We start from the raw sequence: 21,836 nt of genomic DNA on the forward strand, positions 1-21,836 counted from the left end.
CACGACTGCAGTGTCGTCCACTTGGTCGGACACCTCGAATTGCTCGGCAACATCCGCCCCAGTCAGCACCAAGTCGCCAGTGATCTGCACATCGCCGCTGAACCGAGCGGCTAGGCTGACTCCGGCCGGAGCTGTCGCGTCCACAAAATTGCATTGAACGGAAGGCGCCTCCACGCCGCCAAACTTGCTGCTAATGGCACCGTTTACCTCGATGTTGTCAGACGTCAGCAGGCCCGGTCTACCCCCCTTCCCCTTAACATCGAGCACACCCCTCACGACAACAGGGCCCTCGAATTCTTCAGCCATTCCCTTCACACCTTCACTCTCTCGAGGCTTCGAGGTTTCTGTTCGCGGCCACTCCCCCGGCACGAACGTGTGGTTCAAGAAGGGAGGTGCCGGGCGACCTCACGAGCGAGTTCCCGCAGGAACGGAACCTGCTCCGTTACGGCCAACCCTTCCACCTGGTCCCGGTATCCCATCGGCATGACGGTTTGAAGCGACCTTAGGGTCCACTTCCGAACGCCGACGTCCGAGTCCCTCAATAGCTGCCTTGTCAGTTCTTCCGCTAGCTTCGGGTGGCGCTGAAGAGATGCTGCGGCTGCCACTCGAACCACCGGATCATGATGCGCGGCCGCGCGCTGCAGTATGGCTCGGGCCGAATCCGTAGGGAGGAAGCTGGCCATCGAGGCAGCCTTGGAGGCGAGACCGATCTCGTTGGATTCGGCAAGGTCTGCCAAAACCGGGGCTGCTTCTGGGCCCAAAAATTGGGCGGCCGCCTCATAGTTCGGTTCATCGGGCAGCAACGCACTGATGATGTCGTCGCGTGCGATCGGCATGACGTTGCCTCTAGGGAGTTAGTGAGCTTGAGCGCATGACGTTGATCTCACTGGCAATGAGGTCAGGCGGCGGATTTGTAATCGCGTTGGTTCCGCGGCCAGTCATCAGTCGATCCAGCAGTGCTGCAGGTGCGCTCGGGTTTGGAGGTGCTGGGTCATCGACGTGATTGAGGCCCAGCACGTGCCCAATCTCGTGTGCCAAAGTCCAGCGGCTAGCGACTCTTGCGATAACCGCACCTGGTCGCCCGGACGGGTGTTGGGAACAGCCGAAGACCGCCGGAGTCGCGGAGCGGATGAAATAGGCCACAACATCACCTGCGCCGACGTTGCGGCGGTTATTGAATAGCTGTATCTGCTCAGCGGTAGGGGTGCCGGTGTCTCTCGCTGGGCAGGAGCCGATATCCAGGTCCAACAAGGATGCGAATGCTGGGCCTGTAAGATCTTCGCGGCTTCCGACCCTCACCCCTATGCGAGCTGTGTTGTATACGGCGCGCATAGAAACGAGCATGGTCGAGACAGGGACATTGGGATTGTCGAGTATCTTCAAGTGAAGCGTCACGCAACCGCCGACAAATGGGCAGGGTGCGTTGAGGAATGCTCGGAGAGATAGGGGAAATTGCATACCCGCCTCAGTGGCTACTTGGCGCAGGCTAAGCGGGAGGTGGTCAATCAGGCAAGAATCGGAAAGATGCGGCATCGGAGAACTCATCCCTGGACTTACGAGTCGGGAATGTGAAAAACTCAAGCCGACGGGGCGTGCACCATTCAGGCAACCGCAGTTCATTCTATGTCGACCTGCCCCTGATCGCATTTGACGGGTCGGCGAAGCACTCCTCACCACGGGGGCTGTGTTGGCCGTACTGGCCGCGCTGACCGTAGTCGTCGTGGTGCTGCCGGGGCGACGCTCCTGCAGGCGGCTGGTGACGCTGTCGTCTCCTCTTCGGGGCGTACGCCACGTGGCGGCAGTTGAGGATTAGCCAGGAGGGATTGAACGCTACCCGAGAAGGGCACATCAGTGACCGCTTCAGCCGGGCAGTCGACCAGCTCGGCAGCGAGAACAGCTCCGGCCCCACCTGATCGACGGCTGCCTCACCGCCACCGGCCTGACCCTCGCACCACCGACCCCACCCTGAAAACCTCAGTAACCGCTCTCTTCGAACAGCTCGGCCGCGACGGAGACACCGCCCTCGAACGCGCCCGCGAGCTGCTCCGCACGTACACCGCCGAAGTCGTCGGCCTGCTGCGCGCCCACGGCCGCCCCCAGGCCGCGACGCTCCTCAGCGACACCAGGGTCGACGCCCAGGTCCCGGAGGGAAACGGCTGATCCCGGGCGCTCGCCGAAGGCCAGGCCGACGCCGGGGCGGGCGTAAGGGCACGGCCACGGCCGACCCGCCCGGGCGGATCGTCCATCCGAGGGTGCGGCGGGGCCTGTGGGGTGCGGTTGGGTGTGTGCGGCACGGTGGAGGTCACGCCGCTGATGGAGGCGCTCGACCCACTCGCGCGCCGGGGGACGGCGGCGTGCACCAGGTGCGAGTCCGATATGGCTGCGCCCTGCCGGGAGGGGTCTCCCGGCAGAGCGCACCGTTGGGTTGTGCTGTGCTTGCGTGGTGGGGGTTATCCGATGGTGAGGAACTCGTTCCACTTGTCTTCGTCCACGCCGGATGCGGGGCCGATTGCGCCGGTTCTGCCCTGGTAGAGCCATTGCTTTCCGGCGGTGTCCACGGCCCAGATGTCGGGGATGCCGTCGCCGGTGGCGTCGGGTGTGCCGAGGATCTTGGGGAAGGTGGTCTTGCCCCAGCCGGTGGTGGCGTAGGTGATGTCCAGGCCGCCGTTGGACGCTGCCTGCGAGGTCAGGGAGGTGAGGTCGACTCCGCCGTTGACGCCCGCTTTGCCCTTGCGCAGGGCGAGGCCCCGGTTGGCGTCGGCGTTGTCCCGGAAGAGCAGGTCGGGAATCTTGTCTCCGGAGACGTCCCGGACGCCGACGATGTCGCGGGTTGCCCAGCCGGTGGCCATCTGCTTGTAGGAGGCGAAGCTGGATCCGGTGTAGCCGGAGAACGCCCAAAAGCCGTCGGCGTCCAGAGCGAACATGTCGGCAAGTCCGTCGCCGTCGACGTCCTCGGTGACGACGATCTGCCGGAAGGTGGCCGGGTCGGGTGCGCCCTCAGGCAGGAAAATCTCCATGCGGCGCCCGACGTCGAACTGGCCGGTGCCGATGCCCGGATAGACATACAGCTTGCCGTCGGGCATCCGCGCGATGACGTCGGTCCAACCATCACCCGGGAACCAGTCGGTGGAGTGGCCGATGAGCGCGGGCGGCTTGCCGCCGGCGGGCGTCTGCCAGTAACCGGTGACGAGCTGACCGTTGTCGAAAGTGCCGAGGAGATAGGCGTCGGTGTCGCCGTTCGCGTCGCCGCCATAGACGCGGAGATCTCCCGCCCCGTCGATGGCAAGGATGTCGGGGCGGCCGTCGCCGGTGACGTCGCCGGGCTTGTCCTGAGCGGCGTTGGGCTTGACAAGGAAGAGGTATTGCTGCGCGGGTGAGATGTTGCCGGACTTGGTGACGGTGCGGACGTAGAGGACGTTCGGGCCGGCGGTGTCGACCTTCACCGGGGCGGAAGCCTTGTCTGCGTCGTACGTCCAGGCCTTCTGGTCGAAGGTGGGCCGGTTCAGGCTCCACTGATACTCGCGGATGTCCTCAGCCTTGGTGCCGCTGCCGTAGAAGTCCACGTACTGGTTGATCGTGCCGGCCGGCTCCCGGCTCCACTCCGTGTGGTTGTCGCCGGGTGCGGGGAAGTGCCATGAGCTGACGGTAGGGGCGGGCGGGACGGTGTGGCTGACGGTGAAGGTGCACCAGCCGCCGCCGCCGGAGTCGGCCGGCCCGCTGCCGGGCGACCACGCGCCGTCCCAGTCCCTGGCGCGGGAGAGCCAGTAGTACTTCTGACCGTGATCGAAGGAGGTCAAGGGCACCTCCGCGGCGACGACGCCATCGCTGTTGACCGGCAGCCAGTCGTTGTAGACCTGCGCTCCGGTGGCGGCGTTCCACACCTCGATCTGGACCTCGTGGAGGTTCTGCTGGTCGGGCCTGTCGTCGCGGTCGGTGCCCTTGACCTGGAAGGTCACGTTCGTCTTGCCGATCGCGGTACCGGCGCCGCTGGTCAGGCACGGGCCGCCAGGGGAGGTCTGCATGTTCGCCGCGATGGGGACGTTGGGCGGGGTGTTGAAGACGATCTCGATGTACGGGGCGGTCTCGCCGTTGGCGAGGAACTTCTTCCAATAATACGAATCAGACTCGTTCGGGGCGGCGAACCCGAGAGACAGTGCCCCCCAGCCGGCATTGGCCGCCTCGGTGACGAGACCCCGGATGTCGGGTGCGATCCAGTTGTCCGGGCACGAACTGTTGTAGCCGTAGCCGGAGTACTCGCTGGCGACCTTCTTCGTCCAGTAGCCGGTCGTGTTGTTCCACGTACTCGACGACGTGATGTACGGGGTCGAGTAGATGTCCATCTGCTTCTGGCTGCAGGACCATGAGTACGTCTGCAATGCCCGGACACGGGCCGAGGTGATGCCGGCGCCGTGGAGCTGGCTGCCGAAGTCGAAGTTGAAGATGGAGCGGGACGTGCCGCCGGTGGTGGACTCGTATCCGACGCGGGCTTCGTTCGTGCCGCTCGCGTTGTAGTTCTGGCCGTTGTAGAAGCTCGAGCTGCCGGCCGTCTTGTAGAGGAGGGTCCAGGCGTGCTTGTGCCCCTTGAATGAGGGGTCGATGAACACCGGATAGACCGTCTCGGCGCCTGTCAGCAGGGACGTGTCGGGTGTGAGGGAAAGCGTGCTGTCGGCGAGGGCTGCGGTGGCGGGCTTCAGGCGTGCGCCTTCTGCGCCGGCGAGTCCGGCCAGCGCGAGCGTCGGGTGCTGCTGCGCGACGTCGGTGGGCTTCCAGGCCGGTTCGTTGTCGGTGGTGGCGACCTTGCCGCTGGAGTCCCACATCATGGGGGTCGGGGAGCCGGCGACTTCCTCGCCCTGGGCGTTGCGGGCGCTGACCGCGTGTGACTCGCCGTCCAGGTGGAACGTCAGGTCAGGCGAGGTGAGGCGGTACTTCAGCTGGCCGAGCAGGGGATCGGCTGCGGCCTGCTTGTCCTTGATGACGAGCAGGTGTGAGTAGCCGCCGTCCTGTGCGGTCATCACCAGGTCGATGCCGGGGCGCACGTTTTCGTACAGTGCGCGAGGGCCGTCGATGACGGGTTCGGGCAGGGCGCCGGGCCAGCCGACCACCATGTCGTGGCCATCGGTGTTCAAACGGACCAGGTCAGTCCATACCTCGCCCGGTGTGTCCTGCTTGAGCGACACCCGGCTCACGCCTCGTGAGGAACGCTCCCCGCCGACGGGCTTGGACCCTGCGCTGAAGACGACACGCCCGTTGACCGCTTTGGCCGCATACCCACCCTCCACGCGCTCCAGGGTGGTGTCGATCGGCTTCCACCGACCGCCCACCTTGGCACGCAGGGCAGAGCTGTGAACCTGCTTGCGGAACTGGCCGTCGGGCCGCGCCCACGTGGTGGTGTTCGCGCTGCGCTCCGCGGTGACCTCGACCTCTTTGCCGGTCTCCTGTGCCTGACGTCGCGCTTCCGGCGCGGCGACAGGCGCGTCCTCACCCGGCCGGCTCTGCGGCTTCCCGCTCCCGGCGACGTGGACACCGACCGGCACCGCGACCGCTACCGCCAGGAGAACGGCGAGGCCTCCCAGCGTTTTACGGCGCCCGAACCAGCGACGCGCCGGCGCGGCAACGTCCTTTACCGCAGGATCTGTTGGCGGACTATCGTCCACGGATTCACTGACAGACACAGGTGTACTTCTCCCCCCTCGGGCACACTTCCGCGACCCTCGGTACGCACAAAAATAATTTCGACCACCGACCTGAAAACGCGAAAGGTCCGCTCCCCGCCCACGTTTCATGCAATGGAGTCACGAGCCGACCATTAACCGTTCATGCGACATCTTCACTCACTGCACCGACTACCCAACCAACCTTTTGAGGCCGATTTACATCGATTGCCCCGAGGTATGCAGGTGGTTAAGTGATAAAGGTCACTCCGGATATCGGAACCGTGGCTTTTCTGATCCACTGGCCGCAGACTCAGCTGGCTAATTGTCAGTTTCCTGCCGGTCGTGTGCCATCGCTGCGCCGGCAGAGGCATGGGGGGTCCACATGTCGCCGTTCTCGGCGCATCATTTCCGCCTGCCCGGAAACAGAAAGGCACGCGCTACGCGCGCGCGCCTTGCCGGGCGCACCGGCATCACGCTGTCTGTGATGCTGGTTGCATCTCTCCTACCCGCCCAGGCCTGGGCGGCGCCACCGGGCGACCGCACCGGTGTTGCACTGCCAGGCCTCCAGACGGACGCCAAAGCCATACCCGGCATCTCCGCACAGTTCGACGCGTGGGGTGGTGAGCCGCCGCCTTCGCTCGAGGCGTACAAGCCGACGGCGGTGACGCCGCCGGCGGAAGATTCGGACAGTGTGCCTCTGACGCCTGAGTCTGCTGCCGATTTCGTTCAGGTCGGCTCGCTCCCGGTCAGCATCGGCAAGGTTCCTGGGACCGGTACGGCACCGTCGGGCACCTGGTCGGCGGCTGTCGACGGCCGCGTGAAGACCGACGCCGCCGGTGTCGATGGTGCCATCATCAAGATCACGCCGCCGGCCGACGCGGTGAATCCGGTCGACGTCGCCCTGGACTACTCGAAGTTCGAGGACCTGTACGGCACCGAGTGGGCCTCACGCCTGAAGCTGCGACAGTTCCCCGCATGCTTCCTCGACACCCCCGATGTGCCGAGTTGCTCAGACCCCACGGACATTCCCAGCTCGAACCTACCCGCCGACAAGAAGGTCATCGCGACCGTCGACCCGACCACGGCTGCTGCGCCCGCTCAGGGCATGCAGACGATGACCGGTGGCGGCGGGTCCGTAATCCTGGTCGCCTCCGACGGAGGATCGGGCGCAGGCGGCTCGTACAAGGCCACCTCGCTCTCGCCTTCGGGCTCATGGACGGCGGGCGGCAGCGGAGGCGGTTTCTCCTGGACCTACCCGCTGACGGTGCCGCCGGCCCCGGCCGGCCCCACCCCCTCCATCGCGTTCTCGTACTCCTCGCAGGCGGTGGACGGCAAGACGTCCGTGACCAACGGGCAGGCGTCCTGGATCGGTGACGGCTGGGACTACCATCCCGGCTTCGTCGAGCGACGCTACCGCTCCTGTTCCGAGGACCTGAAGCCCACGTCCAGCAAGCCGAACAATGACAACGACGCGGACAAGAAGAAGGCCGACCTGTGCTGGGCCGGCGACAACGTCGTCCTGTCCCTCGGCGGCACCACGACCGAACTCGTCCACGATGGCGGGAGGTGGGTTCCCGCCACCGACGACGGCTCCAGGGTCGAACTCAAGACCGGCGGCCCCGCCAACGGTGCCAAGGACGGCGAGTACTGGGTCGTTACCACCCGCGATGGCACCCGCTACCACTTCGGCCTCCACAACGTCGGCGCCCACGGCGACATCACGCCGAAGACGGTCACCGAGTCCGTATTCACGGTCCCGGTCTTTGGCAACCACTTCGGCGAGCCTTGCCATGCGACGGCCTACGCGGATTCCTCCTGCAACCAGGCCTGGCGGTGGAACCTCGACTACGTCGAGGACGTCTACGGCAACGCCATGGTCATCGACTGGGCGAAGGAGCACAACCGCTACGCCAAGAACGAGAAGGGCACCGAGAAGGAGTCGGACGAGGTCGGATACGTCCGCGGCGGCTATCCGACCCGCATCCTCTACGGACTGCGTGCCGACAACCTCGCCGGCGCCCCCGCAGGCCGAGTCGACTTCGGGGTAGAGCAGCGATGCTTCCCCAATGCGGAACAAGGCATCTCTTGCGATGACGCCCTGTTCGGCTCCAAAGCCGCAGTCGGATGGTGGGACACCCCCACGTCCCTGAACTGCAAGATGGACGCGGCGTCCTGCTACAACTCCTCCCCGACGTTCTGGTCGCGCATGCGCCTGCACACAGTCACGACGCACGCCCAGCGCACCGAGGGCTCCACGAATCTCACCAAGGTGGACCAGTGGGCTCTCACGCAGTCTCTGCCCAAGCACCGCACCGACACCAGTCCGCCCTTGTGGCTGGAATCCATCAGGCGCACCGGCTACGGCCCCAAGGACAGCGCCAGCGGCGTACCACTGCCGCCGGTGTCCTTCAAGGCCAACGCCGTAGACATGCCCAACCGCGTCGCCAAGGCCGACGTCAACGGGAGGCCGGATCCGACGCCGGACTTCGATCGGCTGCGTGTGGAGACCATCCTCACCGAGACCGGTGGTCAGATCCAGGTCAACTACTCCGCCCCGTGCACCAAGGGCACCACCGTCCCCGATCCGGCAAAAAACACAACCCGCTGCTTCCCCGTGCACTGGTCCGCCGACTCGGGACTGGGACCGGACAAGATTCCACCGCTGGAAGTGTTCAACAAGTACGTCGTCCTGAGCGTGGTAGAGAAGGACCGCGTCGCTCTCCGGCCTAACGTCACCACCTCCTACGACTACGAGGAAGGTGCGGCCTGGGCCAAGGACGATGACGAATTCACGAAGCCCGAGCTTCGTACTTATAGCCAATGGCGCGGCTACACCAGCGTGCTCACCACCACCGGTGAGACAGAGAACGAAGGCACGGCCACCGCAACCGAGAAGTCCCAGACCCGCACCCGCTTCTTCCGCGGCATGTCCTTGTCGACCCCCACGGGCACCATCACCGTCAAGGACTCCACCGGAACCGAAACCCTCGGCGAGGACCTGCCCCTGTACCAGGGCCGGACCGCCGAGACCATCACGTACACGAAGGCCGGCCCCGGCGGCAGCGTCGAAACCCGCCACCTGACAGAGCCCTGGCGGAGCGAGAGGATCGCCTTCCGAGCCCGACCCGACAACACGCCCTTGGAGGCATACCGCCAAGGCACTGCGCGCACTGACGAGATCAAGTCCGTCAGCGGCGGCAAGTCGCGGATGGTGCGCACCCAAAACACCTATGAGCAGGCGGCCACGTCATACGGCCTGCTTCTCTCCACGCATACCGACGTCAGGGAAAACAAGGGCACCGGCTGGACCTCGGTCAAGCAAACCTGCCGCAAGCCCTCCTACGTCCACAACCCCGCGAGCCACCTGATCGGTCTGCCTTCGGAAGTCTGGGAGACGACCGGTGACTGCACCGCAGCCGCCATCGCCGCCGGCACCGCCCTCGGCGCCGCCCGTACGTCCTACGACGCGGTGAACGCCTTCGGTACTGCGCCCACCAAGGGTCGGCCCTACCAGGTCGACAGCCTCGACGCGGCAGGCACTGGCTGGACCACTTCCGGCCGGACCGAATACGACACGCTCGGCCGTGCCATCAAGACGTACGACGCTATGGGCAACCCGTCGACCACGACGTTCAGCCCCGCGACCGGGCCGGCGTTCGCCGTCACGGCGACCAATGCCCTCGGACACACGGTGACCACCAAGGTGGACCCCGCCCGCGGCAGCGTCCTGGAAGTGACCGACGCGAACGGTCGCAAGGTCACCACTGCCCACGACGCACTCGGGCGTAGCACCGAGGTCCGTACACCCTCGCAAAAGCCGGCCGACCAGCCCGCCTACAAGTTCGAGTACCAGATCGAGGAGAACAAGACTCCGGCCGTCACCACCCGCACGCTGAAGGACAACGGCACCTACAGCACCTCCATTGCGATCTACGACGGGCTGCTGCGCCCCCTCCAGACGAAGACCGAGGGCCCGGGCGGCGCGGTTCTGATCACCGACACCGTGCACAGCGCGAACGGAACGGTCAGCCAGACCAACAACGCCTACCTCGCCGAAGGAGAGCTGAACACGAAGCCGTTCGTCCCCAAGTCGATCACCGAGGTACCCAACTCGACACAGATCGCCTACGACGGCCTCGGCCGACCTGTGCGCGCCACCACCCTGGAGAAGGGCGTACCCAAGCAGTCCGCCATCACCCAGTACGGCGGCGACTGGACCCTGACCCGCAGCGCCATGTCCCCCACCGGGGCGACCCCGCTGTCCGGCAGCCGTTCCGTCAAGACCACGACCGACGCCCTGGGACGCACCGCAGAACTCGAGCACTTCACCACCACCGACCTCAGCCCCACCAATACGAACATCACGTCGAACAAGACCAGCTACAGCTACGACGTACGCGGCAACCTCGCCAAGGTCACCGACCCGGCGCACAACGAGTGGACTTACACCTACGACGTCCGTGGACGGATGACCTCATCCGAGGACCCCGACATGGGCACGTCGACGTTCACCTACAACACTCTCGACCAGCAGGTCTCGGCGGCCAACCCGTACGGCACCCAGCACACGACGTATGACGTGCTGGGCCGCAAGACCGCACTGCGCGACGACGCGGAATCCGACCCCATTGCCACCTGGACCTACGACACTCTCCCCGGTGCCAAGGGCCAGCCCGTCGCCTCCACCCGCCGGTGGGGCAGCGGCTCGTACAAGACGGAAGTCACCGGCTACGACAGTGAGTACCGGCCCACCGGATCGAAGATCACGATCCCGAACATGACCGGCACCGCAGGCCTGGCTGGCACCTACGCGTACAGCACCACCTACACCCCCACTGGCAAGGTCCAGTCGACGACCCTCCCGGCCACCATCGGCGGACTCGCCGCCGAGAAGCTGATCACCCGGTACAACGCTGACGGCATGGTGCAGACCATGTCAGGCCTGTCCTGGTACACCGCCGACACCATCTACAGCCCCTTCGGCGAAGTCCTGCGCACCGCCTCCGGCAAGGCGCCCCACCGCGTGTGGACCACAAACGTCCACGATCCCCACACCGGACGCGTCACCCAAGCCATCAGCCACCGCGAGACCAAGGATCCCGGCTCCACCTCCAACCTCCTCTCCGCCCTCACCTACGCCTATGACACGGCCGGCAACCCGACCTCCATCACCGATACCCAGCCCGGCCCCACTAAGGAATCCGCTCCGCTCGTCGACCGCCAGTGCTTCACCTACGACGCCCTGGGTCAGCTCACCCGAGCCTGGACCGGGAAGACCGGAGGCTGCCCCACGAGCGCGGCAGGCCCAGCCCTGACCGAGGTGGGATCCGGCACCCCGGGTGACGCCTACTGGCAGGACTACGAGTTCGACGCGATCGGCAACCGCACCAAGCTCACCGACCACGACCTCACCGACAGCGCCCTCGACGACGTAACGAGCTACGCCTACGGGGTGGACATCGGCGGGCCGCAACCCTCCCTCAAGAAGCAGCCCCACGCCCTCACCAAGGTCAACAAGACCACCAAGACTCCCGGCTCGGTCGTGGACTCGCTGTCCACCTACACCTACGACGGAGCCGGCAACACCACATCCCGCACCATCGCCGGCGACCGCCAGGATCTGACCTGGGACCACCGCAACAAGCTCGAGTCCGCCACCAGCCCCGGTATCGGCTCCGTCGCCGTCACCGGCCTGTCCGGCAAATGCCTCGACGTCGACAGCAACGCCACGCCCGACGCCGGAGGCGGCTTGCCCGTCCAACTGCTGACCTGCAACGAGGCCAAACCCCAGCAGTGGCGCTTCACCGGCAACACCGTCCAGGCCCTCGGTAAATGCCTCACCGCCGAATATGGCAAGGCCCGGCTGAAGGCCTGCAAGGCCGGGGACGCGAACCAGAAGTTCACCTACACGGCCGCCAACAAGGGCCTCTACACCGGCACCAACCAGTGCCTCACCGTCCCCAACGACAACGCCGCCGAAGGCAACGACCTCGACCTCTACACCTGCGCCAGCCCCGCCCCGACCCCGGCCCAGCAGTGGAGCTTCGGCAACCTCACCAGCTACCTCTACGACGCCTCCGGCAACCGAGTCATCCAGGAAACCGGCAGCTCCCGCACCCTGTATCTCGGTGAAACCGAGATCACCGTCAACAAGGCCGGCCAGGCCATCGACGCCTTCCGCTACTACAGCAGCCCCGGCGCCCCTACCACCGTCCGCCGCACCAACGGCAAAACCACCGGCCACACCCTGTCGCAGCTACTCACCGACCACCACAACACAGCCATCACCAGCGTCGAGCAGAAGGACGGCCAGCCGGTCACACGCCGCAAGTCCGACCCCTACGGCAACCCCCGCGGCGCCCAGCCGTCCAGCTGGCCCGGCAACCACACCTTCCTCGGCGTCGGCACAGACGACAACACCACCGGCCTCACCCACATCGGCGCCCGCGAATACGAACCCGGCACCGGCCGCTTCATCTCCGTCGACCCCATCATCGACATCACCAACCCACTCCAGATGAACGGCTACACCTACGCCAACGGCAACCCCCTCACCAACTCCGACCCGACCGGACTAAGGCTTTACGAAGGAGACAATGACGGCGGATTCGACAGCGGCGGGTGTGGTGGCTGCAGTAGATACGACGATGTTCCCACCCCGGAAAAAGATTCCAGCTACGACGACCACGTCCCGATCACACTCAAACTCGGCGACACCACTGTAGTTTTCCAGGATGCCGAGGCGTTCCGAGCGGCCACCAAGGCCCTCTATAAGAGCGACCCGAGCATTAAGAAGCACTACAACATCTACGGCGACTGCATTGACCTTGACGGGACGGGATGCCACAAGCCTGTTCCGGGATCCATGGCAACCTACGGTGTCACGAACTTTCTGTGTGGACAGGAAGGCGTGTCGTGTAAAAACCAGCCCAATATCGGCCAGGAAGCGGCCAAGGTTGCCCTGACGGCGGCTGCGGTCGAAGGACTTCTGTTCCGGCTCCTGAGAGGCCCGATCGCACTGACGGGCACTAAAGCTGTGCCGCCGCCATGCAGCCGAAACAGTTTCGTCGCCGGCACGGAGGTCCTCCTCGCCGATGGGACCAGCAAGCCCATCGAAGAACTGCGTTCGGGCGATGAAGTTGTAGCCACGGATCCCGAAACAGACGAGACCGGGGCCAAGGCGGTCACCGCTACCATCTACACCGAGGATGACAAGAAGTATGTCGACCTCAGCATCCAAACGGCCGACGGCATCAAGACCATCACGACAACGGCTCATCACCCGTTCTGGTCAGAATCGGATCAGGTCTGGAAGGATGCCGGAGACCTCAAGCCAGGCGTGAGCCTCCGCACCGACGAGGGGACATCCGCCTCCGTCGCCACAATCCGCGTCTATCAGGCCGTCAACGAAACCTACAACCTCACCGTAGCCGACCTCCACACGTACTATGTGTTGGCGGGGCAAACTCCGGTTCTCGTCCACAATGCGGGTGGGGCAGAGTTTGATCTCGACAAGATGGACCGCCCCGGGTACAGCAACTACGTACTGGTGGATAAGACCAACACGATCTACTACTCCGGAATGTTCGGACCCGATCAAACTGAAGCCTCCGTCAAGCGACGACACTCCAAAACTTTCAACAGATTTGACCCCGCTAACGGTGACCGTCTGATCCCCTACCCGGGCACCAGGACCTACGGCCAAGCTCGCCTTCTGGAACAGCGAATGTCTGACACCTTCGGCTCCTTCATCGGAAAAGATGGAAATAATTACCGCGGTAACCGCCAGCAGCCTATGGATGGGGACAAGAAGGCAGATGGCTACCTCGCGTACGAGAAATTCAAGAATGGCGGCTGCCCGTGAATCACCATGCGAAATTCAGCGCCGACCTGACCGCAGTCCTACTCGAGCTCTCCGAGCAAATTGACAGCCCTCCGTCACTGAGCGAATTCCTTGAGCTCCTGGAATGGTCTTCGGATGACATCTATTCAGGACCTCTGCAATTCGAGGCCACTCTGGCAGGCCGAATCATCACTTCCGAATCAAATCAGTCCCGCGTTCCCGAACTGGGCGATTCGCTCTTTTCAGACGTGGCGTCAATTCTCTCCGGCCTGATCAAGGGATCCGAGCGCCACATCACCCCTACGGAACTTGCCAACATTCTCTTGATTTTCATTAACGATCAAGCGGATCACCTGATGGACGTAACGAGTGGGGATGTTACGTCGCTCTCAGTAGTACCAGCAGAGAGTGCTGCAGAGGTGACAGTCGGAGATGTCCTAGGAATCCCCGCCGCAGATGGTGGCTGGTACGCCACGATCGCGGTGGCACGCAATAGGTTTGGGCTCGCACTTGGACTATTCCAAGGAAGGTTCGAATCACGACCCTCCATGCACCCCGAGGATTTCACCCCTTATAGATTTCCGATCTACACTGATGACGCGATGGTGTCAAACGGCTCATGGTACGTGGTAGGGCATGACGACGCTTTGCTTTCCCACTTCCCGCCTGAGCCGGAAATCTACCATTCCCCAGGCTTCTGGCCAGGCATTGACTTTGGAGAATTTGGTGCCGCCGAAGATCCCTCAGGAGGCATCAGATTGATCGGAGGCGAGGAAGCGCGCGCCGTGGGCCTTACGGACGGAACCTACCAACATTCATACATGAGCGAGTTTCTGAGTCAGTCATTGAGCGAACTTCTGAGCCGCTGAGGAAAGCGGATCCTAAAAGACGGATACAGAAGGAATTCTAATAGTTAAGGAATGGCCCCCAGTCGCAGATTGATTGTTCGGCGTTTTGCACCGATGCCCCGCCAGGTACGATCGGCGGGGCATCGGTGGCGTCGTCTCCTTTCCGCGCATGCGGGGAGCCCTCCGGCGTCTTGAGCGTCGCCACCAGATCGTCCGGCAATGCGAGGTCCGCGCGGCGGGCGGCCCCACGACCGTGGCGTGCAGCCGCTGATTACTGACCTTGAAGTCGTCTTGTCGTAAGGGCTGACGGTTGGTGGTTGTCGCGGTATGCCGGGTGTATGAGGTATCGCAGGGTGGGGGTCTGACCGCGGAGAGGCAAGCGTTCCGCGAGCGGATCCGGATGGAAGCAGTTGCGATGTTCGCCCAGGGGCGGGGCAGCACGGACATCGCGAAGGAGTTACGGGTCAGCGTCCGGTCCGTCCAGCGGTGGCGGCGGGCCTGGCGGGAGGCCGGCCAGGACGCGGTCCGTTCCCGCGGCCCGGTGTCCCGTCCGAAGCTGAATGACCGGCTGTTCGCGGTACTCGAGGAGGAGTTGGCCAAGGGCCCCGTTGCTCACGGCTGGCCGGACCAACGGTGGACGCTGGCCAGGATCAAGACGCTGATCGGCCGGCGGTTCCACAAGAGCATGACGTTGTCGGGGATCTCCCAGATGCTGCGGCGGCACGGCTGGAGCCACCAGGTTCCGGCCCGTCGTGCCGTCGAGCGCGACGAGGCAGCCGTCGCCGGCTGGGTGAAGGAGGTGTGGCCGCACCTGGAACCACCGCGGCGGCACTCGGGGCCTGGATCGTCTTCGAAGACGAGGCCGGATTCTCGATGACGCCGCCGACCTCCCGCACGTGGGGCAGGCGCGGATCCACCCCGATCATCCGGGTGAGAGGCCGATCCCAGCGCCGCTTCTCGATCGCGGCCTTGTGCTGCTACAAACCCGGTGAACGCTCGCGCCTGATCTACCGGCCCAAACGACACACTGATCACAAGGCCGGGGGCCGCAGGAGCTTCGCCTGGACCGAGTACCGCGACCTCCTCATCGCCGCCCACCAGCAGCTCGATGGCCCGATCGTCCTCGTATGGGACAACTTGAACGTCCACAAGGACCGCAGGATGAGGGCCTTCATCGACGCGCACGACTGGATCACCGCCTACCACCTGCCGCCCTACGCACCCGACCTCAACCCCGTGGAAGGCATCTGGTCGATCCTCCGCCGCACCAGCCAGGCCAACACCGCCTTCACCGACCCCGAACACCTCATCCACCGGCTACGACACGGCCTCCGCCAGATCCACTACCGCAGCGACATCATCGACGGATGCCTCACCGCGACCGGACTCACACCGACGACACCACGCCTACAACCTCAGTAGCGGTCGGCGGACGCTCGGGTGCGCAGCTCGGTCACGGCGCTATCGATCGCGGCATGCGGGTCGGGTAGGGAGCTCTAGAACTGCGTCAACGGCCTCGGCGGGTGCCTTGGGGTCGGCTTGCACGGCAGCTAAGGCTTCCAGTGCGGTGAGCGGGGTCAGGTGTTCTGCCGTGAGCAGCTCCAGTGGCGTGAGAGGCGGCCAGTCGTTGGGGGCGGCCGGCTGGAACGAGTAGCCAGGACAGTCCGCACTTGTCGACGAGGCCGACGGTGCGGTGGGTCCAGTACTCCGGTACTGGACCCACCGCACCGTTCCGAGGGGACCCCCTCACGCTGAAAGCGCAGGTGGGAGCCGCAACCACGGTGTAGCCGCAGGGGGACGGACGAGCGGAGCAACGCAGGGGCGCGTTGTGCGGGCGCGAGGGCCTGTTAGGGGTCAGTGGAGAGGGGCGCGGGGCCCGTCACCAGCTCGGGTCAGGGCCGGGGGACGGCTGACCGCGTCGTCGTGGCCGGGGTAATGACGGGCCCCGCGCCGTGGGGGCTGACCTCAGTGGTCACGTGCGGGTCAGGAGAGCGGACGCGCTCCGCGCGGCGACTGGAAGGGCAAGGCTGCGCGTCCGTAGATCGCCTTCTGGCGGTCGTTCGTGGGCTCGGGGTGCGACGGGTGGCCCCATGGCGTGATCGACGCTCTCCGGGGCATACAGGGGTGTTCCTGGGGCTCTCCCGGCCCACGGGCCGTTCGGGAGGATCCGAACAGTAGCGACTCTCTATGAGCTCGGCGTCGGGGATCAATCGAACCGTGGATATCGGTGAGATCGATCATGGCCGGGCGCTCTATCACGGAATGGATCTTCCGTGCAGGGGTTCGAGTGACGGCTCACGACCTGGCACCTGCACCCCGCGATCCGTGAAGGCCGAGACCGCCGCATTCTGACGGGCAACCGGAAGCCGACCACGCTTTCCCTCCGGCCGAGCCGGGGCCACGGCCGCACGCCGCGTCACTGTCAGAGACGACCGTTTGTGACGACGAACGACGTGAACTCCATCGCCGAGCAGATCGCCTCCGGCGAAGCCCTCGCCGTGGTCTGCACGTTGACCTGAGTCCGCCGCCAGCCCCGTACGCTGGCCACCCCCGCCCCGACCGTCGCAGAGGCCCGATGAACGCGTACCGAACCGCCGCGCCGCACCGTCCGGCCGAGGACTCCGACCGGATCTTCGACGGGCGGCGCGTCGTCCACTGCCCTGACTGTCACTGGGCCCAAGGCCTGAACAAGTACCTGTACCAGGGGCCGTGGGCCCTGATCTACTGGCACAGAGACCACCCGACCGACGCGGTCGACCACCTCGCAGAGTTGCCGGACCGCCTGGCCATCCCCGCTTACGTGGAGTGGGGGTGGCAGGGCCCCTTGCTGGCCGTCAATGACACGCGTACCGAGGAGGGGTTCGTGCTGTTGGGCCACGAGGACTTGGAGGTCTTCTGCTCGGTCCGGGCCGACGGCAGCCTCGACCAGGCGGTGCTTGCGAACACCCGTCGGCGGTCCGTCTTCCCGTCCGCGGCCCGCGCTGAGATTGAAGCCGCCGCCTCTGATCTGTTCCGCACAGGGCTGCTCCGTCCGACACCCGGTCCTCGATAGACGACCGGCCCGGGTTGCCGAGGGCGGTTCTCCCGCTCTCGGCCCCCGCGGGAACCGGCGTCGGTCTCGCCGTTGGTCAGCGCCGGGGCGCCAGCGGGTGAACATGCACTGGTCGTGGCTGGCGCCGAGGCGGAACGGCAGAGCGACGGGGTCGAGTACGAAGGGTTCACCGGGTGCGTGCGCGGTCCAGCCGCACCGGTTGCAGCGTTCTCTTATTCGTTGAGCTGAACGAGTGGCTGCGAGGGTTCAGGGAACGCAGCCGCCCCCGATAGGGTCGTCCCGGCTGGCCCGCACGCGGCTGGCACTGGGAGGGGAACCCGCCGTGATCGACCCTGCCACCGCTGCAGCTGCCGCCGCCGGCCGGGCCGCCGCGAACGCGGCCGTCTCCAAGGCCACCGGCCCGCTCATCACCGTGCGCGCCGGGAGCCGCGAGGACGTCCACGTCCGCTGCGACGCCTTCGAGGACGCGCTGTTCGCGTACTTCTACCACCCCACCGCCGAACACGAGGTCGCGCTGCGCCAGGCCCACCTCAAGCTGGCCCGGCGTTGCACCGACGACCCCACCCGCACCGCCGCCTGGGATCTCACCTTCCGCGTCATCAACTCCCGCGACCCGTCGATCAGCATGGCCGACAGCGATGCGTTGATAGAAGAGTACGACCATGCGGACCACTACGAGTGGACGCACCACACAGCCCGCCGCAGGAGCGGCATCACCATGGACGACGAGGCCACGCTCTACGTGTGGATCGAGGAGTTCCACGAGGTCGTGCGCCGCGGCCGCCTCGTACGAGGCCTGGAGACCATCGCCCGCTGGCTGCGCGCGGCCAACCCCGCCCGCCTCATCCGCCGCCGGAATACTCCCGTCGCCCAGCCAGCTGCAATGCGGCTGAACGAGGGCAGTGAGGGGGACTCGTGAACGACGCCCCCCGTGCCACCGGGACGACTTTCGCGTACCTGGGCGTGCGTGAGACCCAGCGGCCTGGTTGAGGCAGCACCCGGGCAGGTTGCTGTAGGCGGGGGCGCCGTCGGGAAACCGGTTCCGGCCGGGGCGCCCGCCGCCTATACCGGCCTTGGTACTGGTGGGCTCTCGTATTCAACTGTCGCCAGTTCTCCGTGGAACCCAGCCTGCCGGTGACCGTGTGTGATCTCCAGGGGCGTATCGGCTCCAGGTTCTGCCGGTCTCGTTGAGCAGGCGGGTGGTGGTCTTGTTGTGGTAGCCGAGAGCGTCCGCGACGACGGGAGCGGGCATCTCAAGGAGTTGTTGTCGGATGGCGGCGCCGCGGGCGGCGGCCACAGGGACGCCGATCTCGTTGAGGAGTGCGGACAGGCGGTCGGGACGGAAGGGCTGCCCCGCCCGGCGTCCGGGGAACAGCCGGCCGACCGCCTGCTCCGCGAACTCCACGACCGCGGCGTCGGGGCGGACGGGTCAGGAGACGCGCTTGAGCGTCCAGGCGTTGTTGTTGAAGCTGGGGACCGAGGAGGAGACACAGCTGCCGCTGTAGTACGAGGCGGTCTGAACCCAGCCGAAGGGCTGGTAGGTGGAATTGCAGGCCTGGACCACGGTGCCGACGGGCAGCCCGGTGAGCTGCTTTATCTGCTTGATGTTCGGGCTGAAGCTCTGCGTGCCGCAGCTGCTGCTGTACCCCCAGCTGACGTCGACGAAGCCGCTCGGGGTGAGGACGCTCGAACAGGAGGTGGTCACGTCGCCGGGGGCGGCGTGCGCGGGCGCGGCGGTCAGGGCGAACAGCGCCGCGGTGCCGGTGAGGGCCATGCACAGGGTGCGAAAGCGAGTCATGGGTGATGGCTCCTTGAGATCGTGGACGGCCGGTGGGCCGCGAAGCCAGTACTACGGGTCGCCGACCGGTTTCAGATAGACGTTTTCAGGCCCAATGATCAACATGTAATCCGCCGGGGACGGGTGGCGGCGGATCACCCGTGTGCCCGGCATGGGTTGTGGGCGTTCGGCCCGGTTCGTGATCTCCTGGTGCGTATCGGCTCCATGTCCCGCCGGTCTCGTTGCGGAGCCGGCTGGTGGTCTTGTCGTGGTAGCCGAGAGCGTCCGCGACGACGGGTGCAGGAAGTTCGAGGAGTTGCTGCCGGATCGCGGCGCCGCGGGCTGCCGCGGTCGGGACCCCGACTTCGTTCAAGAGCGCGGACAGGTGGTCGGGGCGGGTCGGCTGCCCCGCCCGGCGGCCCGGGAAAAGCCAGCGGGACGCGGGGTTGGTAGCGGTGTTCATGTTGTCGCGGTTCGCGATGTGCTCCAGCAGCAGGGCGGCGACCGGATCAGGGACGGGCGAGGCCGGCTCACCGAGCCGCAGCAGCACGGTGTCGCCGTCGCGGATGACGTCGTCAACGCCGAGCCTGACGATGCGGCTCGCGGGCTGCGCGTAGAGGAGCACGATGACTCCGGCGACACGGAGTCGCATCGGTATCTCGGTATCGGTCAGCAGCCGGCCAAGGGTATCGAGGCGCTCGTCTTCGCTCAGTGCGGCCCGGCGGGAGACCTTCATCTTGGGGATGGACAGGGAGCGTCGGCAGCGTCGGCTCTGCATGGCCCAGTTGAGGAAGGCTCTCACGCAGGTGCGGGCGTGTTCGGTGTTCTCGGCGAACCAGGCGTCGACGTCGATCTGGCCGCATGACGCGAGGGTGCTGTTTCGCTCGCCGAGCCATTGCAGGAACGCGGTCGCGTGCTTGACCTGTTCGGCGGCGAACCGGCGGATGCTGGGTGTGATGTGGCTCCTCTCGGCGCGGGTCCGCAGCCGGGGAAGGATGTGCCAGGTCGCGAAGAGCCGGATCGTCTTGGCGTGCTCGGGGTCGGCGATGCCGGTCAGGTGGCCGGGAAGCCAGCGCTGGAAGGAGCAGAGGTACTTGTCGACCGAGGGCAGGGCTCCGCACGTCATCAGGAGTTCTTCCAGGTGAGCGGCGGCCCGCCAGGGCTGGAGCTCGTGTAAGGCGTCGTGGGTCAGTGGGATCTCGCCGAGGCCGAGCCGCCGCAGTAGCTGCGAGGCGCTGCCCGGCTGGTCGCGGCGCATCTCCAGCCAGGCCAGGCCGCTTCTGGGCTTGTCCATTGCCACCAGCAGGTCGAACAGCGGGACCAGTGTGGGTCGGATGCGGCTGTCTCCGTCGTCCAGGAGTGCGGTGAGGCGGTCGGTGAGGGTGCAGCGTTCACACAGCCGTCCGCCCAGGAGCTTGCCCTCGAAGCCGCAGCGTGAGCAGTCGAAGGTCTGCGAGAAGCCGGCGCAGGTGGTGCAGATCGCGGCCCCGTCACCGGGGCGGAGTCCGGGGAGGGCACGGTCCTGGCCGCATCCCGGGCAGGTGCCCCGTGTCCGGACGGCGCGGTCGGAACAGGTCCGGCAGACGTATCCGTCCGGCCACGTGCCAGCCTTGTGTCTGCGGCGGCCGCAGCGGCAGCACTCGGCCATGTACCAGCGTTCGTACTGTTCGTCGGTGGCGTAGGGGCGGGTCATGCGTCGGGCAGGATCCGGGCGGCGCGGGGCCGCAGCTTCGCCACGTTCGCGAGCGGGGTGGGCAGGTCGCCGGTGGCGGTCTTGCGGACGCCGGCGTTCTCTGCGGTGGTGGCCACCAGATCGGCCGGGGTACAGGACAGGATGTCGCAAAGCGCGGCCATGACCTGCAACGACAGGCGTTCCGGAGTGCCGGAGACCAAGCGGTGGACCTGGGAGGCGGACAGGTCGATGCCGCGTTCGTGCAGCAGCGGCACCAGTTCGGTGGCTGTGAAGATCCGGTGCTGGGCCATGACCTCGCGCAGCCGCCAGGTGTAGCCGACCTTGCGTTTCATGCCTGCCTCCCGGGCTGGGTCTGGAGGGCGGCAGCGATGGTGGAGTCCAGATGCCGCCGCAGGGTGCGGGTGCGGAAGTCCGAGGACACGCAGGTGTAGAGCGAGGTGGTGCTGGCGTGCTCGTGGCCGACCTGCTCCTGGACGAAGCGCGGGTCCCAGCCGTCCTCGATCAAGTGGGTGACGTAGGACCTGCGGAAGGAGTGGAAGTCGAGTCCGTCGTCCAGGCCGAGGGCCTTGCGGTAGGCGATGAAGCGGGAGTTGAGCCGCTGGCAGCCGATCCGCAGGCCCCGTTCGGAGGGCCAGGCCGCCGGGTTGTTGTCGGTGCCGAACAGCACTTTCGGCGCGGCCCACCCCACACACCCGGTCACGCAGCGTGCTCTGCCACCACGCTTGGCCCATATGGGACAACAGAAGCGATCACCTGAGGTCATTGTGCAGTGACGCGGTGTCAGACCTGGATGCTTTCATGGACACGCTGTGCGGGGAGCGCAGCGCAGCCTGAGTGGGAGGGGCCCCTGAATGCCGTTTGTCCGGGAGCACTTAGTGGTTGTTTTTGAAGGCTGCCCTGCTGTTCCTCGTAGCCCACTGCGCTCCGTCGTCGTCGGCGCGCCTAGGCTCACCGCATGGACGATTCGAT

General features: G+C 66.0%; 11 protein-coding genes. 5 read left to right on the top strand and 6 right to left on the bottom strand.

Annotated elements, in window-relative coordinates:
* Positions 1-380 precede the first annotated feature (380 nt).
* Positions 381-836, bottom strand: coding sequence for a HEAT repeat domain-containing protein (locus ACWGIF_RS26585; protein WP_453501145.1), 456 nt, complete (start codon positions 834-836; stop codon positions 381-383).
* A 1,614-nt stretch (positions 837-2,450) separates the two neighbouring features.
* Positions 2,451-5,534, bottom strand: a complete 3,084-nt coding sequence (locus ACWGIF_RS26590) for a DNRLRE domain-containing protein (protein ID WP_453501147.1) — start codon at positions 5,532-5,534, stop codon at positions 2,451-2,453.
* Between the two features lie 502 nt (positions 5,535-6,036).
* Between ACWGIF_RS26590 and ACWGIF_RS26595 the strand changes: the two genes are divergently transcribed.
* The 5 genes from ACWGIF_RS26595 to ACWGIF_RS26615 all read left to right on the top strand — a co-directional run bounded on the left by ACWGIF_RS26595 (position 6,037) and on the right by ACWGIF_RS26615 (position 18,316).
* Complete coding sequence (locus ACWGIF_RS26595; RefSeq protein WP_453501149.1) at positions 6,037-13,518, top strand: polymorphic toxin-type HINT domain-containing protein; 7,482 nt, start codon at positions 6,037-6,039, stop codon at positions 13,516-13,518.
* Positions 13,515-14,366 (top strand): hypothetical protein, encoded by an 852-nt coding sequence (locus ACWGIF_RS26600; RefSeq protein WP_453501151.1) that lies wholly within the window; start codon positions 13,515-13,517, stop codon positions 14,364-14,366. The genes ACWGIF_RS26595 and ACWGIF_RS26600 overlap by 4 nt, the downstream gene beginning before the upstream one ends.
* Positions 14,367-14,679: 313 nt before the next feature.
* Positions 14,680-15,767, top strand: a protein-coding gene (locus ACWGIF_RS26605; RefSeq protein WP_453501153.1) for an IS630 family transposase whose coding sequence is annotated in 2 segments (ribosomal slippage) — positions 14,680-15,126 and positions 15,129-15,767 — 1,086 coding nt in all. Because the reading frame shifts where the segments join, the coding sequence is not laid out codon by codon here.
* A 1,153-nt stretch (positions 15,768-16,920) separates the two neighbouring features.
* The gene (locus ACWGIF_RS26610) at positions 16,921-17,397 is read left to right on the top strand and encodes a hypothetical protein (protein WP_453501155.1); all 477 of its coding nucleotides are present in this window, start codon (positions 16,921-16,923) and stop codon (positions 17,395-17,397) included.
* 322 nt (positions 17,398-17,719) lie between these two features.
* Positions 17,720-18,316, top strand: a complete 597-nt coding sequence (locus ACWGIF_RS26615) for a hypothetical protein (protein ID WP_453501157.1) — start codon at positions 17,720-17,722, stop codon at positions 18,314-18,316.
* Between the two features lie 510 nt (positions 18,317-18,826).
* Here the strand turns inward: ACWGIF_RS26615 and ACWGIF_RS26620 are convergent.
* The 4 genes from ACWGIF_RS26620 to ACWGIF_RS26635 all read right to left on the bottom strand — a co-directional run bounded on the left by ACWGIF_RS26620 (position 18,827) and on the right by ACWGIF_RS26635 (position 21,567).
* Entirely contained in the window at positions 18,827-19,195 is a 369-nt protein-coding gene (locus ACWGIF_RS26620; RefSeq protein WP_257559891.1) for a hypothetical protein, read from the bottom strand.
* A gap of 85 nt (positions 19,196-19,280) precedes the next feature.
* Positions 19,281-20,867 carry a hypothetical protein gene (locus ACWGIF_RS26625; RefSeq protein ID WP_453501160.1) on the bottom strand — a complete coding sequence of 529 codons (1,587 nt, stop codon included), beginning with the start codon at positions 20,865-20,867 and terminating at the stop codon, positions 19,281-19,283.
* Positions 20,864-21,199, bottom strand: coding sequence for a helix-turn-helix domain-containing protein (locus ACWGIF_RS26630; protein ID WP_331761948.1), 336 nt, complete (start codon positions 21,197-21,199; stop codon positions 20,864-20,866). Before ACWGIF_RS26630 ends, ACWGIF_RS26625 begins: the two co-directional genes overlap by 4 nt.
* On the bottom strand, positions 21,196-21,567 hold the full coding sequence (locus tag ACWGIF_RS26635; protein WP_453501162.1) for a tyrosine-type recombinase/integrase: 372 nt from the start codon (positions 21,565-21,567) through the stop codon (positions 21,196-21,198). The genes ACWGIF_RS26630 and ACWGIF_RS26635 overlap by 4 nt, the downstream gene beginning before the upstream one ends.
* Positions 21,568-21,836 lie beyond the last annotated feature (269 nt).

The sequence above is a fragment of the Streptomyces sp. NPDC054849 genome (assembly GCF_053610945.1).